This window comes from Haloarcula sp. H-GB4, assembly GCF_030848575.1.
Classification (GTDB): Archaea; Halobacteriota; Halobacteria; order Halobacteriales; family Haloarculaceae; genus Haloarcula.
This window is the reverse complement of the sequence record NZ_JAVDDX010000002.1, coordinates 540,695-555,771: the sequence shown is the minus strand read 5'-3', so window position 1 is coordinate 555,771 and position 15,077 is coordinate 540,695. Positions and strand designations below refer to the sequence as shown.

Genomic DNA, 15,077 nt, shown 5'->3' with positions numbered 1-15,077 from the left:
GACGGAGTCGCACAAAAAGCCGCGCTTACTCGACCGGCTCGTGGACGGCCCGGAAGCCGTCATCGGTCTCCGTAACGGCGTCGACCGCGTAGAACTGGATCCGTTGTTCCTGTTTCGTGTTGACGGCAAAGTCGTACTTCTCGGCCTCGTAGCCCGGCTCCTTTCCGTCAGCACGCCGCTGCTCTACCCACGAGCGGTGGCTGGCGAGACGTTCCTGAGCGATGGTTCGAGAACGCTCCGGGGCGGTGGCGACCCGTTCCTTGAGCGCCGACAACAGGTCCGGGTCGCGGTCCACACCCACCGAGTTCCGGCCAGCGACCATCGCCGCCAGCGTCGTTGTCCCGGTCCCAAGGAATGGGTCGAGTACGGTATCGCCGTACACCGAGAACATCGAGATGAGTCGGTACGGCACGGTCAGCGGGAAGGCACCCGAGCGGTCCCGAAGCCCGTCATCGAGATCCTGCGTCTCGCCGGGCAGTTCCCAGAGATCGGAGAACCACTCGTTGCGCTCCTCCCAGAAATAGGCGCTCTCGTAGCGATGGTCTGCGCCCGGTTCGAGGCGGCGGCGCTTCCCGTTACGGAACACGAGGATGTGTTCGTGTTCTAACGTCGGGTAGGCGTTCGGCGGCACCATCCCCGAGCCCATGAATTTCGCGCCGCTGTTGGTCGGTTTCCGCCAGAGAATATCGGGCAGCGCGCGTAGTCCGTGGTCAGTCAGCCGGTCGGTTATCTCTGCGTGGTTTGGATAGGAGCGAAACCCATCCTCCAGAGACCGCGTCGCATCCCCGACGTTGATGCAGGCGATGCCGCCGGGAACCAGCACGCGCTCTATCTCCGCCCACACCGCATCGAGTACGTCGTGCATCATCGTGAACGCCCGGTCACCGTCTCCGTTGTCCAGCGCCGCTCCGATGTCGGGGTCCAGTTCGGTGAAGATGTCGTCCCACATCTCGATCATCGGGTAGGGAGGGGACGTGACTACCAGTTCGACGCTGTCGTCGGGACACTCGAGTGTGCGGGCGTCACCGGTTCGAACCCGGTGTGTCGTCTCCATACCGGTCCCAGCGGATGAGATGACTCTAGTCTTGTGGTTATCGGTCGACGGAGTACACGCTCTGCGTGTGACAACGGATGACAAAAACAGCCCTCACAGTGATGCGACGCAAATACCGAGCTTACGCGACAGGCAGGTCCTGCTCGGCTTCCAGCAGTTCGTGGTACCGGTTGCGGATAGTGACCTCGGAGATGTCGGCGACCTCAGACACGGCTGCCTGCGTCGTCTTCTCGTTGGTCAGCAGGGCGGCGGCGTACACTGCAGCGGCGGCGAGACCGACCGGCGACTTTCCGGAGTGGACGCCCTGCTCCTTGGCGTTCTGGAGGAGCTGGCGGGCGCGGTGTTCGGCCTCGTCGGACAGTTCCAGCGAGGAGGCAAAGCGCGGCACGTAGCTCTCGGGGTCGGCGGGGCGCACTTCGAGCGAGAGTTCGCGGACGACGTAGCGGTAGGTGCGGGCGATTTCGCTCTTTTCGACCCGGGAGACCTCCGTGATCTCGTCGAGCGAGCGCGGGACACCGGCCTGACGCGCGGCAGCGTAGACGGAGGCCGTCGAGACGCCCTCGATGGAGCGGCCGGGCAGCAGGTCTTCATCGAGTGCGCGGCGGTAGATAACGCTGGCCGTCTCGCGGACGTTTTCGGGCAGTCCGAGCGCGGAGGCCATCCGGTCGATTTCACCCAGGGCCTGTTTGAGGTTCCGTTCCTTGGAGTCGCGGGTCCGGAACCGCTCGTTCCACTTGCGCAGGCGCTGCATCTTCTGGCGCTGCTTGCCTGACAGGGAGTTCCCGTAGGCGTCCTTGTCACGCCAGTCGATGTTGGTCGACAGCCCCTTGTCGTGCATCATGTTCGTCGTCGGCGCGCCGACGCGGGACTTTTCGTCTTTCTCGCTGGAGTCGAACGCGCGCCACTCGGGGCCGCGGTCGATTTCGTCGGACTCGACGACCAGCCCACAGTCTTCACAGACTGTTTCGCCGTGTTCGTCGTCGATAACGAGCGAGCCACTGCACTCCGGGCACGCTGTGCTCTCCGATTCCGTCGACTCCGTCGTCTGTTCTTCACGCTGCTGTCGCGTCCGTGTGTGTTCACTCATTGGTTGCGAAGGCGGGTGCTCACCGGGTGGGAGACATCACAGAACCCGGAGGCAGTCGGTAACACTGTATTCGAACGAAAGTCATTAAAACATTCCGGTATTGTCATGGAGACCACCGATACACGTCACGAAACCCACGTTTGTGCATCGCTCGCATGACCATTCATATAATCGATGCCGGGTATTTTATGGCGAGTTCCCACAACCCGGTTATAATCACATGCAATGGCTGGCGGTGTCGCCTCTGCTGTCACTCCCTATTGCCAAATATACCCCGTAATCACAGGGTGCTGTTGCAGGGCGCGTCAGAACTGCGATTAGTCGTTTGTTTCCGGTTCGATAGCCTCGGCGGACTGGGACTCCTCGACAGCCGTCGTCAGCGAAACGTTGAGCCAGGCCATCGACGCGACGCCGCCGATGATGGTGACGACGTTCTTGACCGCGTGGTCGACGATAGCGACGCCAATGGCCGCGGCGACGCCGACCGGCGTCAGCGACGCGACGATGACGGTGAACGCGCCCTCGTAGAGTCCGACTCCGCCGGGTGTCAGCGGCAGGACCTTTGCGAGGTTCCCAACGCTGACCGCGAAGAAGCCGACGGCGACCAGCGACGGCGTCAGGCTGTAGCCGAAAGCCGCGAAGACGATCAGGGCCGTTATGACATCGAACGTCCAGATGAGGAGGCTTCCGATGCCGACACGGGTGAAGGCCGACCCGTCCGCGGCCACCGTCTGTACGTCGCCGACGAACCCTTCGATAACGCCGGCGACGTAGTCGGCGTAGGAGTCGCTGCTCAGCCGGCCGATGACCGCTCGAACGAGGTTCCGGTCGCTCCGCGCACTGGCGACGATAGCCACCACCGCTCCGATGGCCGCAAGGCCGACACCACCGGCCACGGCCACGGCGGTCCGTCCGCTGCTGGCTGCGTCGCCGCCAACGGTATCGCCCGTCAGCGCCGTTAGCAACTGCTCGGCTGACCCCGTTACAGCCAGCCCGATCATGACAACGCCGGCGAGAAGCGTTATCGTCAACAAGTCGAACACCCGCTCAACGGCCAGCGATGCGAACCCGGAGGGATACGGAATCGAACGGCGGGCTTTGATCACGTACGCCCGGACCGCGTCACCGGCTCGTGCCGGGAACACGAGGTTCCCGGTCTGGCTGATGAATATCGCGCCCGTCAGGAAGCCCCATCGCTCCCGATACTCCATCGAGACGAGGATATCCCGGTAGCGGATGCCCCGGACCGGCCACGAGATGGCGTAGACGACAGCGCTCAGCGCGACGATTTCCGGTGCTGCGCCCGCCATCTCCGCAAGAACTCGGTCGGGGTCGAGATACTGCGTCATCAACAGGAGGGCAATGACGACAAGCATTGTGCCCGCACCGAGCGATACCTCCCGAGAGATCCTAGGGCTGATTGACAGTTCCCAGAACGTCCGGAGTATCTGGCTCCCCATACCGAACACGTCCCGGACAATGTCGACCTTCGAATCGCCCTTCGGTGTCCAGTCCACAGGGAACTCCGTTACACGGTAGCCGTTGCGCTGAGCCCTGACGAGTAGCTCCGTGTCCCAGAACCAGTGCTCGTCCTGAACGAGGGGCAACAGCGTTTCCAGTGCCTGCCGGTCGAAAGCCTTGAACCCGCACTGGTGATCTTTGAGGTCCGAGCGGAGGACCGTCCGGACGAGCGTGTTGTAGCCGAAGCTCGGAATCCCACGCTTTGCGGGCCGGTCAGCTCGGTTTTCGGGCATCCACCGTGAGCCCGTCGCCACGTCGTAGCCGTCGACGCGGATGGCGTTGACGAGTTCTTCGAGATGCGACATATCCGTCGCGAGATCCGTATCGAAATATACCAAGGTCTCGCCGGCAGCCTGATCGAAGGCGTACTCTAACGCGCCGCCGCGGCCGAGGCGGTCGTCGCTGTGGACGTGTCGGACCCGGCTGTCCTCGTTCGCGAGTTGGGTCGCGATTTCGGGCGTGCGGTCCGAGCAGCCGTCCTCTGCGACGATGACCTCATACGTGTCTTCGGGGAGAAACGAGGCGAGCGTCTCGAGTGTTGTCGACACTGTCTGCTCGATGGTGTCTGCTTCGTTGTAGGCAGGGAGAACGACGCTCACCTCGACCGCAGTCATACGCTCTTGGTCATCTCCGGAGTGAAAAGTACTTTCCGTTCGATGCGCTGATGGGACCAGAGTCGCCGTTAGTCAGCGCCTTCCTGCGACTGGGTGGTCGCGAATCGCTCGATGGACGCGATGTCGATGTCCCTGACCGACTCGTAGGGTCTGTTCACCACCACGTCACCGGCAGTGCTCCGGCCGATGCCGGGAATCTCAGTGAGTTCGTTCATCGATGCGCTGTTGAGGTCCAGCGGGTAGGGGACGCCGGTAACCGACCGGTAGCCGTGATCGGTGACCGCAATATCGACGACACTGCCGAGTTCGCGCTCGCCCGGAATGCCCACGAGGAGCGGGTAGGTTCCGAGCTGACGGCCGAAGGTCTTGCCGTCCTGATGGTACTCCAGGTGCACATCGGGCAGCACTGTCCCCGGCGGCGCGACCCGCTGGAGCATCGGGTTGTCGATGGTCTCCCGGACCTCCTGTTTGTACTGCTTGAACAGTTGCTTGTGGTCCTTGGCAATCTCCGCGCCGGTATCGGCCATGTCGGTCCCCTCAAAGGCCATCACCTGTCGGATGTTCACCCGCCGGAGCATCAGCCCCTCGTCGTACACCCGCTGGAGGAATCGCTTGTTGTGTTCGAAGGTCTCCCGCGTCTCGCCTTTCAGTCCGTGGACGAGATTGATGCCGGGCAGCAGCTTCGGAAGCCGGCGGGCGGCGTCGTCGCTGAAGTTGGGAGCGGTGTCTTTCTCTCCTCCGGGTCGCCAGCCGGCCACCTCGTTGACGATTTTCACCGCCTCGAAACACTGGTCGGCGGTGACGTTGAGGTTGTTGTCGCTCATCACGTTCGGGTCGGCCGACTCCAGGCCAAACGCGGCGGTGTCGCCGGGCGTATTGTGCTCGGCGATGATTCGAATCCCCTCGCGGGCCTTCTCGGGCCACTTCACAACCGTAATGGGATTCATGTTGTCGAGATGTAGCGTCTCCAAATCCGGCGCGACATCGCGGATACCGCCGTAGAGCCGCCGGAGCGCGTCGGGGTTCGGCGCTTCGCCGTCACCGCCGTACGCGAGGATGTCGGCCTGCCGGCCAAGCCGGAAGTGCTTCACACCGCGGTCCGAGAGGGCGTCGACCTCGTCGACGACGCTTTCTGGCGGCCGGAAGTCCGGGTTGCCGTACATCGGCTCCGTACAGAAGGAACACCGGTACGGACAGCCCCGTGAGGTCTCCATTTCGCAGATGAGGTACTCCGGGTGGTTCGGGTGCTGTTCGACGACGAACGCGCCGGAACGTGCCCAGCGTGTCTCCTCCTCGATATCCCGGTACCGGTCGTTGAACCCTTCCAGACCGGAGTCGACGAGGTCGTAGACCGCAGCCTCCACGTCCGCCATGGCGAGGAAGTCGAAATCGAGGTCATCGCGGGCTGTCTCGCTCGCACCCTCGTTGGCCTCGCCGACGCCGAAGCGGACCGGGCCGCCCATGATCGAGGTCCCGTTGGCCGTCCAGGCCAGCTCGCGCACTTCGTCGGGCTCCGCCGGGGTCCCGCCGACGTACTTGCCGGGAACGGTCATGCCGCCGACGTACACCATGAGGTCGGCGTCCTCGATGTCTCGCCAGACCGCGTTGTCCTCCCGGAGTTCGTCGATAGTGTGATACGTTATTTGCTTTTGGGGGACGCCGGCATCGACGAGCGCGCCGGCAGCGTACCGCGGGTACGTCGAGATGTACGGCGGCACCCCGAAGTGTGCGGGCTCGTCGACGTAGCCGTCGACGATGGTCACGTCGAGCGTCTCGGGGTCAGTCATACCCCTCGCTTGACGTTCGATGCCTAAAACCGTGTCTGGTCAGCCGTGGCGACATAAACAGTCAGGTGTGGGCTCAAGAAAACGCAGTCAGAACCATGGCTACCCCCGGTTCAAAATCACTTTCTCCCAGCCCACGCCATGGCTTCGTATGGAACGGGTCGAATTCACGGTCCGTGGCGAGGACGCAAGCACGCTGCCCAGAGCGTTCCATGACATCGACGAAGAGAACCGCGAGCTGTATGACGGCAACGGGTTTGTCGTCGCGGTCACGGAGAACCACTACCGTATGGAACTTACCGAGGTGCAGGCAACGACCGTGATGGAGCCGATAAACGAGACAACCTGCGAGGTGACGATCATCGCTGGTGGCGGTGGATACGGACTGACAGCCAATGCGGGCGGTCGTGAATCCGAGGAAGCTCGAAAGATCAGGCGGCGGCTCGAAACGTTCTGTGAGAACCACGATCTCACTGTCGAACGGGTGTAGGCCGGCAGCACTTCTGGAGGGGATGATGCGGTGACAGCAATCGCCCAGAGGCAGCCGAACTCAGTCGTCGGCGACAGCGGATGACGTGACCGAATCAGCCTGCTCGGACCCGTCGTATCGCCCACCGAACAGCGTCGTCGCAAACAGGACCAACGGCGAGAGGAACGCGAAGAAGTAGTACGGGGCGTATGCAAGCGTTCCAACCCCGAAGACCGCAGACATGTAGACGGCACCGGCGTGCCACGGGAAGAGCGCGCCGGTCGGGGTTCCGGCGGACTCGATAGCCTGTGAGAGGTCGTCGCTGGACAGACCGTACTCGTCATAGAGGTTCCGGAGCGTGAGGCCGGGGACGACGATGCTCATGTACTGCTGTGCCGAAAAGGCGTTGACGAAGATAGCCGAAATGCCGGTCCCAATGACCAAGCTGCGCTGGCCACGGACAGCGGTCGCGAGATGGTGTGCGAGCACGGCGAGGACGCCGGTCCGTTCAAGCAGCCCACCGAGACTGAGGGCTGCGACGACGACGGCAATCGTCCATGCCGACCCCGAGATACCACCACTTGCCAACAGGTCGTTCACGAGCGCTGTCCCCGTTTCAGGGGCCGTCCCGTCGAGAAAGACGGTCCAGGCGGCAGTGAACGACCGGCCCTGCACGAAGATGGTCGTGAAGGCCCCGGCAAAGACCCCGGCGACGAGTGTCGGGAGCGCCGGGATTCCGTACAGCGCCAGCCCGAAGGTGACAACGAGCGGAAGGAGCACCAACGCTGAGAGTTCGTAGCTCCCAGCAAGCGCACCCTGTATCTCGGCGACACGCCCGGTCGGGATTTCACCGACGGCACGCAGTCCAAGCGCAGCGTAGAGCAGTACTGAGAGGCCAAACGCAAGCACAGTCCCGTTGCGCATCGCCCGGATGTGGTCGTAGAGGTCGGTGTTCGTCACAGCGGCCGCGAGGTTCGTCGTATCCGAGAGGGGCGACTGCTTGTCGCCCGCGTAGGCACCCGAGAGGATGGCACCGGCAGTCATCGGCGTTGGCACACCGAGACCGGAGCCGATGCCGATGAAGGCCACGCCGAGCGTGCCGGCTGTCGTCCACGATGACCCAATGGAGAACGCGACGACCATCGCAAGCAGCGCCGTCGCCGGCAGGAACACGTCCGGCGTCAGTATGGAGAGCCCGTAGTACATCAGCCCGGGGATGGTCCCTGCGCTCACCCACGTCGCGATGAGCCCGTAGATGGTGAACAGGATGAGAATTGCCTGTAGCCCCATTAGTAGACTGTCCGCGAGACCCTCGTAGAGGTCGTCCCACGAGTAGCCGAGCCAGTATTTGCCGACTGCGCCAGTCAGCACGATGCTCCAGAGCAGCGGCCCGTGTGGGGCCAGCTTTAGATATCCCGATCCGATGCCGAGGAACAGCACGACACCGAGTACGGGGACCAGCGCCTGCAGTACCCCCGGACGGCGCTCCGACGGGATGTCCTCGTACGTCAACGGTTCAAGAGTGAGTGATGTCACGTCTACGCCGACCTAATAACTTGTATGTATTAAAACGAGCGATAATATCTCTGTAGCGCATATGTGACACTGTCACTTTCAAGGCTATCGTTACCAAACGCCGATACAGCAGACCCAAAACGGAGCTAACGTGCATCTGACTGGCGGCCACGCTGGCTGCTATGGCCGGGCTCTAACGAGCCAAGTAACTATCTTGTTGCGGCGCATTCAGTCGCACCACCGATACTAATTCTCTACCGAAAGCGCTCGGACAGAACCAGTCTCAGTCGTCGGCACTGACCGTTCGGTCGTCGGCCTGGGCGTGCCAGAGGTCGGCGTAATCGCCGTCGGCCGCCAGCAGGTCGGTGTGGCTACCGCGTTCGACGATTTCGCCGTCGTCCATCACGACGATGCGGTCCGCGTCCTGAATCGTTGAGAGGCGGTGAGCGATGACGAAGGCGGTACGGTCCGCGACCAGTTGTTCGATGCTCTCTTGAATGCGGTCCTCCGTCTCCGTGTCCACGTCGCTGGTCGCCTCATCGAAGATGATGATTTCAGGATCGTTCAGCAGGGCACGGGCGATGGCGACGCGCTGGCGCTGGCCGCCGGAGAGTTTGATGCCACGCTCGCCGATCTGCGTGTCGTACCCATCCGGCAGGTCCTCGATGAAATCGTGGGCCTGTGCGGCTTCCGCCGCGTCGCGGACGTGGTCACGTGCGGTTTCCCAGCTACTCCCCCGCGCCTCGTCGCCCGACTGCTCGGCGTCGAGGACTTCGCGGTCACCGTAGGCGATGTTCTCGGCGACTGTTCCCGAGAACAGGTACGGCTGCTGCTCGACAATTGCGATTTCGCTTCTGAGACTCTGGAGGCCATATTCACGCACGTCAACGCCGTCAACTCTCACCGCACCGCTATCCACGTCGTGGAACCGTGGCACCAGTTTCAACAGCGTAGATTTGCCGGCTCCAGTCGCCCCAGCAAGGCCAACGGTTGCGCCGTCAGGCACGTCAAGCGACACGTCGCGGACGACCGGCGGCTCGTCGCCGTAGCCGAAGGTCACGTCGTCGAATTTGACCGACCCGTCGATGCCAGCAGGTTCGTATGGGTCCTCGGGGTCGGTGACTTCGGGCTCCTGACCCAGCAGGCCGAACACGCGCTCGGCGCTGGATTTGGCGAGCTGGTACTTGTTTGCGGACCGCCCGATTCGACGCATTGGCGAGTACAGCCGACGAATATACAGGAAAAACAGGGCAAACGCTCCAGTAGACAGCGCCGCTTCGCTCTCAGGATTCGTGATGAAGTCCATCCCGGCGACATACAGAATCAGAACGAACGCGATCCCAGTAAGCAGCCGTAGGCCGGCAAAAAAGGCCCGCCGGATGCGCAGGGCAGCCACTTTCTGGTCGTGATACTCTTGGCTCTGGTCGGTCACCCGTTTGCGCTCGAAGTCGTAGCGGTCGAACGCCTTGATGACTGGCGCGCCACTGAGGTTATTCTCTAGCCGGGTGTTGAGTCGCGATACTGTCTGGCGGATGGAGCGATATTTCGGCTCAATCCAGGTGAGGAAGAAGCCACTGGCGATGCCGATGAGTGGGACGGGTCCGAGCGCGATGAGCGCCAGTTTTGGAGAGTACCGATAGAGGATGACCGCGATGCCACCGACGGTCGCGACCACTCGAATCATCTGACGGAACTCCGTATTCAGAAATGACTCCAGCCTGTTGATGTCGCTGTTGAGTATCGACATCATCCCGCCGGTCTGGTGGTTCGCAAAGAAGGACAGCGAGAGATGCTGGAGATGGTCGTAGGTGTCGTTCCGGAGGTCCCGCTGGATTTTCTGTGCGCTCGACTGGAGAAGATATCTGGAGGCAAAGCGCGTCGCCGAGCGAAGCAGGTAGGCGATGGCCGCAATGGCGACCAGCCGCTGGAGGAAGGCGATTCGGGCGGCTTCACCAGTGATTTCGCCGGGCGGCAATAGGCCGGCATCGGTCAGCAACCCCGGCTTGCCGCTGTTGAGGACGACGCGGTCGATGGCTGCAGCGACGATTATCGGCGGCACGAGGCGAGCGAATCGGGTACAGAATGCCGCCAGAATGCCGATGAGCAGCCGGAGCCAATAGGGCGTGGCGTAGCCGACAAGATTGACCATTGGGTGGCCATCGACGTTCTCACGGACGCCTTCAAAGCCACCCTGGTCGTCAGGCATAGACGGTAGTTGGGCCGGAAACTGATATATGCCGGGCTTCGACCCGGAGACAGTGACGCCACTGCGTCGTCAGACGTAAATACAGCCTTCGCTCTGTGGGCCTTCTGCGGGCGGTCTTGCACCATCGGCCAATCGGCTTGCGGAGACGACAGCAGCCAGCGAGTCCAGCGCATCGTGGTTCCCGAGGTAGGTGTCGCGGTGGTCGCTGGCGGTGACGCTGCAGGCTTCGACCGCCGCGACGTTTGCCTCCCGGCGCTGTCGGGGGTCGTCGACGTTCTTGTACCCCTCGCGATAACAGCCCAGCCAGCCGAATGTCGCGGCGGGGTACACCTCGGCCACGAGCGTGTCGGCGTTCCAGCTTTGCATCGGTACGACGGCTGTCGTCTCGTCGTCTCGCAGTTCCCCGAGCACGTCCCGGACACCGTAGAAGGTCATGCTACGGGTCCGGTTCGTGTAAGGGCACAGTGCGCCGCGGCGGAAGTCCGTCTCCCGGCGCAGGTCACGGCTGCCGGTCGCCATCTCGGCGGTGTGGCGACAGGCCTCCGAAAGCGACCCCGGGTCGGTCGGGCCGCTGCCACTTGCAAGCCAGTCGACGAAGCCGTCCCAGGTCCCCCCACACTGTGCATCAAGTAGCTCCTGTGGCAGACTGAACGGGAAATCCAGCCCGACAGCACCCACATCGTCGTCGGTAATGCGGTCGAGGAGGCCGGCGTGGGCCGCCTCGCGGTCTCGGCCCCATTCGTCGGTCCCGCGGTAGCACCGTTGAATCTCCAGCCCGTCTTCCGTCGGTATCGCCTCGGTGACCCAGAGCGCGTCGCCAGCGGTCGCTGCGCCGCTGAAATCCACCCCGAGGACGCGTTCACTCATACACCCGAGTACGCCGGTGACGGCATCAATGTTGGGACTGGCAGGACGGGGTAACCCCGGCCCCGTCCGTAAGGGGTTTGTCCCCGACGGACCAACGAAATAGTATGCCAGCCACTATGGAGGTCGTCTGCACGGACGACAGCTGCGAACTCGACATGTTCGAGATGCACTACACGTACGATATGCCGGACGATGTCGAACTCGCGGCGTTCTCCTGCCCGTACTGTGGCGGGACGGACTGTCTTGACGAAGTAGAACTATGATGCGAGACATCGGCTCATCTATCAGCGACGCGATATTCGAGAACATCGGGCGGGCCGCCGGCCGGGTTCAGGAAAACAAGCCGCTGGCCTCGGACCTGCTGGAGTCGGACGACGCCTACCTCGTCGTTTTCGACGCACCCGGCACGACGGCGTCGGACATCCAGGTCCGGTACGTCGACGACCGTGTTGAGGTCCGTATCGACCGCTTCCGCGACTTCTACGATGGCTTCGAAATGCGCTACCCGGGCCGCGGACTCGCACTTGACGGGAGCGTCACACTGCCGAGCGATGCCGCCGTTGACCCGGAAACGGCACAGGCCACGCTCAAGAGTAACGGGACGCTCCACGTTCGCGTTCCGAAAGCCGACACGGACCACGATGAGGGCGAGGCAACGGATGTCGGCGTTGCAACCGACGACAGCGGGACTGCTGGGGGGACCGAACCGGGTGCAGACAGCGAACCGGCCGATGTCGAAGACGTGACCGAATCAGCCGACGAGGGTGAAGACGACGACGCCTGAGCGTTCTGTATACTCATTTTTACAACGTATTCAATCGTCCCAGTCACGCGTCGGGTCGTCCAGCGCGGCGAATTCTTCGGAGCCATCGAATCGTGTCGGGTCGACGCGGTTGGGCAAGTGTTCTGAGAGTGGATTCGGGTGATTGAGAACGTCTGAAGCGAGATAGCTGCCCATAGCCGGTGCGCGCATGAGTCCGTGACCCTGCCAGCCAGTGGCTACCCAGAGCCCGTCGGCGACCTGCCCGGCCAGCGGCGCGCCGTCGGGCGTCGCCGTACACAGGCCGGCCCAGGCTCGGTCACAGGCTGGCGTGAGCGCCGCCGTCTGGTCGACCCGGTCGAGGCTCCGAGCGACGAACTCGGCGTCCGCGTCCGGGTTCCAGTCCGTCGGGTCGACCTCGTGTGCGCCGTCGCCGACCAGTAGCGCGTCGCCCTTCGGCCGCCAGTAGAATTCCCGCGTCGCGTCGTAGAACGAGGGTAGGGTGGCGTCGACCGGGTCAGTTACGAGCGCCTGCGCTCGGTAGGCTTCCAGTGCGAGCGAGACGCCGACATCGGCGACGAGCGGCTTCGTTTGCGGGCCGGCCGCGACGACCACCGCGTCGAACGGCCGAGTCTCGTCCGCTGTTTCGACGGTTGCCGGCGAATCGAGCGAGACCGAGGTACCCGTTTCGATGGTTGCACCCGCTTCGCGGGCCTGCTCTGCCAATGTCGCCACCACCTTGTCCGGATCGAGTACGCCGGCGTCGCGGGCGAGGCCAGCCATCTTGATGCCGCTGGTATCGAGTGCAGGGTAGCGGTCGCCGAGTTCCGCCGGTGTGAGCGCCTCGACTGCGACGCCGTTTTTCTGCATCTGTGTGATCTGCTCGCGGACGGCCGTGGCGCCGCTCTCGCCGCGCGCGACCCAGACGTAGGGCTGTGGTTCGAACAGGTCCATCTCGCGGTAGCGAGCGAGCGCGTCCGCGGCCACGGCGGCGTCCACGTCGTCAGCGAACGCGTCGTAACAGAGGCCGGCCGCCCGGCCGCTCGCGCCGCTCCCAAGCGTGTCACGTTCAAATACCGTGGCCGATGCACCGCGGCGAACCAGTGCCAGCGCGGTCGACAGACCGAGGGCCCCACCGCCGATGATGGCGACGTTCATTTACGAGAGGAACGGGTCGAGTCCACGCGCCGGGTAGCCGACAATCGTGTCGACACCGATGTCGTGGAGTCGCTCGGTTCGTTCGGCGACTGTCTCGACGGAGCCGACGAGCGCGTAGTCGCGGATAGCCTGTTTGAGTACGTCTCTGGCCCGACCCGTCGCTCGGCTGTCTGTCGGCACGCCCTCGGGCAGTGCGTTCCGAACTGGGCCGCGTCGGGCCGCGTAGTCGCCAACGGCGTCGAGCATCGCGTCTTCGCTATCCGAGAGCACTAGCGGAGCGTAAACGGCAATCGAACCGTCGAACCCCGCCGTCCGGAGCGTCTGAACGTCGCGAGCAGTCGTCCGCGAGAGAAGTTCGTACTGCGTCCCGCCAACCGCCAGCGCGAGGCGTTCGATGCCCTCGGTGCCGACCCACGGGTTGTTAGCATCGTCGACGGCCGCCCGTAACCGCGGTGCGACGGCCCGCGCAGCCTCATCCTCTGAGAGATACGCGCTGTGGCCGGCGACCAGCACGTGTCCCGCACCTGCCGGCAGCGCGTCGAACCCGCTGTCATCGCCCAACGGGTCGAAGCCATCGGCCCGGACCGGCGCGGTGACGCGTACATCGGCGGTCGACGATAGCCGCTCGATGGTGTCCGGCTCCGGAACGTGGGCCGCTCCCTCGTAATCGATTGCGAGCGTCTCAACGTCGAGGCCAGTCGCTCGCGACACGTCTACTTCCGCTGGCTTGAGCGCCACCGCGTCGATGCCGGCGGCCGCCAGTGTCGCACCGGTAAGCGTGGTCATCCAGTACGCCACCAACGACACCGGGTCGCAAAATCCTATCGCTCTCGGACCCACTCCAGCCGGCTCTGTCACTCAGCTTCGTCGCGCACGCTCGGCGGCAGGTCGTCGTCTGACTCCATGTACCGGTCAGGTTCGGGCGGCATCCGCCAGTCGGTCGTGAGTTCGAGCAACTGGACGAGCATCCGCGCCGTCGCGCCCCAGACGGTGTAGCCGTCGACGTAGAAGAAATGGAGCCGTATCTCGCCGTAGTGGGGGTGGTCGCGGTGCTCTGACTCGTAGTTGCCCAGATCCGTCAGCTCCGACACTGGTAGGGAGACTATCTCCGCGACTTCCTCGTCCGAGGGTAGATAGTCACGGTCCGGAATCCGCCCGACGAACGGGCGCACGGAGTAGCGTGTAATGGTTCGGATATCGTCCAGCCGGCCGACAACATTGACCGCCAGTGGGTCGAGCCCGATCTCCTCGTTGGCTTCTCGAAGCGCAGTCCGCAGCAGGTCCTCATCTTCAGGCTCGCGGCCGCCGCCAGGGAACGACATCTGTCCGGGATGGTCCGACAGGTGGTCAGCGCGTTTCGTGAACAGTATCGCCTCGCCCGCAGGTCGTGTGACAACCGGGGCGATTACGGCCGCCTTCTGTGGCTCGTCGTCCACGACAACTGGCTCGTGGGCCGCGACCCGGTCAAACTGCATAGCATATCGTAGGTGGCGGACCGTCTTAATTCGGGTGGCTCGCTCCCTCGAAATGTCTGATTTAATCGTGTGGGATATCGGGGCGCCGGGCTCACACGTCGTCGAGTCGGTCCCGGAGACCGTCCATTTCGACATTCTCCCAGGCTTCGATGTCGTAGCTCACGTCAAGCAGTGTCTCGACGCGGTCCTCGTCACCGTTCTTGACTGCCATCACCGCGTCCTCCCGGAAGCGGGCCTTGACGGCCTCGACGACGGCGTCATGCGCGAGGTTGCGGGCCGGCACGTCCATGATGTGCGGGAGGTCGGCCGCGCCGTCGGGCAGGGTCGGGAATGCGACCGGGCCGACGACCAGCAGCGTCTCATCGGTGTCGACGGCGTGGTCATCGACGGCGACGAGGTGATACGAGTCGATAGCGTCGTCGATGGCCGTGGCGATCGCGTCCGGGTCGGCGTCGACGCCCTGCTTGAAGGCGAGTTCGCCGCAGGCGTCGATAAGCTCCGCGCTGGTGAGCGAGCCGAAGAGGTCGACGACGCCAGCCAGCTCGTCCGGTTGCAGGTCCATACAGG

14 protein-coding genes are annotated in these 15,077 nt (G+C 63.7%); 3 read left to right on the top strand and 11 right to left on the bottom strand.

Annotated elements, in window-relative coordinates; genetic code table 11:
* Positions 1 to 25: 25 nt before the first annotated feature.
* The 4 genes from RBH20_RS11355 to RBH20_RS11340 form a co-directional block, all read right to left on the bottom strand.
* On the bottom strand, positions 26 to 1,054 hold the full coding sequence (locus tag RBH20_RS11355) for a site-specific DNA-methyltransferase (protein ID WP_306708606.1): 1,029 nt from the start codon (positions 1,052 to 1,054) through the stop codon (positions 26 to 28).
* A gap of 121 nt (positions 1,055 to 1,175) precedes the next feature.
* The gene (locus tag RBH20_RS11350) at positions 1,176 to 2,141 is read right to left on the bottom strand and encodes a transcription initiation factor IIB family protein (protein WP_004591241.1); all 966 of its coding nucleotides are present in this window, start codon (positions 2,139 to 2,141) and stop codon (positions 1,176 to 1,178) included.
* A 317-nt stretch (positions 2,142 to 2,458) separates the two neighbouring features.
* Positions 2,459 to 4,276 carry a flippase-like domain-containing protein gene (locus RBH20_RS11345; RefSeq protein WP_306708601.1) on the bottom strand — a complete coding sequence of 606 codons (1,818 nt, stop codon included), beginning with the start codon at positions 4,274 to 4,276 and terminating at the stop codon, positions 2,459 to 2,461.
* A gap of 68 nt (positions 4,277 to 4,344) precedes the next feature.
* Positions 4,345 to 6,063, bottom strand: a complete 1,719-nt coding sequence (locus RBH20_RS11340) for a radical SAM protein (protein WP_306708599.1) — start codon at positions 6,061 to 6,063, stop codon at positions 4,345 to 4,347.
* 148 nt (positions 6,064 to 6,211) lie between these two features.
* On the opposite strand from RBH20_RS11340, the gene RBH20_RS11335 reads away from it, so the two are divergent.
* A complete protein-coding gene (locus RBH20_RS11335) occupies positions 6,212 to 6,550 on the top strand; it encodes a hypothetical protein (RefSeq protein ID WP_306708596.1) in 339 nt (112 codons plus the stop codon).
* Between the two features lie 60 nt (positions 6,551 to 6,610).
* Here the strand turns inward: RBH20_RS11335 and RBH20_RS11330 are convergent, their stop codons facing one another.
* The 3 genes from RBH20_RS11330 to RBH20_RS11320 all read right to left on the bottom strand — a co-directional run bounded on the left by RBH20_RS11330 (position 6,611) and on the right by RBH20_RS11320 (position 11,117).
* Positions 6,611 to 8,065 (bottom strand): Na+/H+ antiporter NhaC family protein, encoded by a 1,455-nt coding sequence (locus RBH20_RS11330; protein WP_306708594.1) that lies wholly within the window; start codon positions 8,063 to 8,065, stop codon positions 6,611 to 6,613.
* 262 nt (positions 8,066 to 8,327) lie between these two features.
* Positions 8,328 to 10,250, bottom strand: coding sequence for an ABC transporter ATP-binding protein (locus tag RBH20_RS11325; RefSeq protein ID WP_306708592.1), 1,923 nt, complete (start codon positions 10,248 to 10,250; stop codon positions 8,328 to 8,330).
* Between the two features lie 69 nt (positions 10,251 to 10,319).
* Positions 10,320 to 11,117 (bottom strand): DUF429 domain-containing protein, encoded by a 798-nt coding sequence (locus RBH20_RS11320; protein WP_306708590.1) that lies wholly within the window; start codon positions 11,115 to 11,117, stop codon positions 10,320 to 10,322.
* A 104-nt stretch (positions 11,118 to 11,221) separates the two neighbouring features.
* Here RBH20_RS11320 and RBH20_RS11315 point away from each other — a divergent pair, with 104 nt between their 5' ends.
* Both RBH20_RS11315 and RBH20_RS11310 read left to right on the top strand, forming a co-directional pair.
* Positions 11,222 to 11,380, top strand: coding sequence for a hypothetical protein (locus RBH20_RS11315; RefSeq protein WP_004517194.1), 159 nt, complete (start codon positions 11,222 to 11,224; stop codon positions 11,378 to 11,380).
* On the top strand, positions 11,377 to 11,901 hold the full coding sequence (locus RBH20_RS11310) for an Hsp20/alpha crystallin family protein (RefSeq protein WP_306708587.1): 525 nt from the start codon (positions 11,377 to 11,379) through the stop codon (positions 11,899 to 11,901). The genes RBH20_RS11315 and RBH20_RS11310 overlap by 4 nt, the downstream gene beginning before the upstream one ends.
* Before the next feature lie 30 nt (positions 11,902 to 11,931).
* Here the strand turns inward: RBH20_RS11310 and RBH20_RS11305 are convergent, their stop codons facing one another.
* The 4 genes from RBH20_RS11305 to RBH20_RS11290 form a co-directional block, all read right to left on the bottom strand.
* On the bottom strand, positions 11,932 to 13,035 hold the full coding sequence (locus RBH20_RS11305; RefSeq protein ID WP_306708584.1) for an FAD-binding oxidoreductase: 1,104 nt from the start codon (positions 13,033 to 13,035) through the stop codon (positions 11,932 to 11,934).
* Positions 13,036 to 13,821 (bottom strand): luciferase, encoded by a 786-nt coding sequence (locus RBH20_RS11300; protein WP_306708582.1) that lies wholly within the window; start codon positions 13,819 to 13,821, stop codon positions 13,036 to 13,038.
* Between the two features lie 68 nt (positions 13,822 to 13,889).
* On the bottom strand, positions 13,890 to 14,510 hold the full coding sequence (locus RBH20_RS11295) for a CoA pyrophosphatase (RefSeq protein WP_306708580.1): 621 nt from the start codon (positions 14,508 to 14,510) through the stop codon (positions 13,890 to 13,892).
* A gap of 91 nt (positions 14,511 to 14,601) precedes the next feature.
* Positions 14,602 to 15,072, bottom strand: a complete 471-nt coding sequence (locus RBH20_RS11290; protein WP_306708578.1) for a hypothetical protein — start codon at positions 15,070 to 15,072, stop codon at positions 14,602 to 14,604.
* Between the last annotated feature and the right edge of the window lie 5 nt (positions 15,073 to 15,077).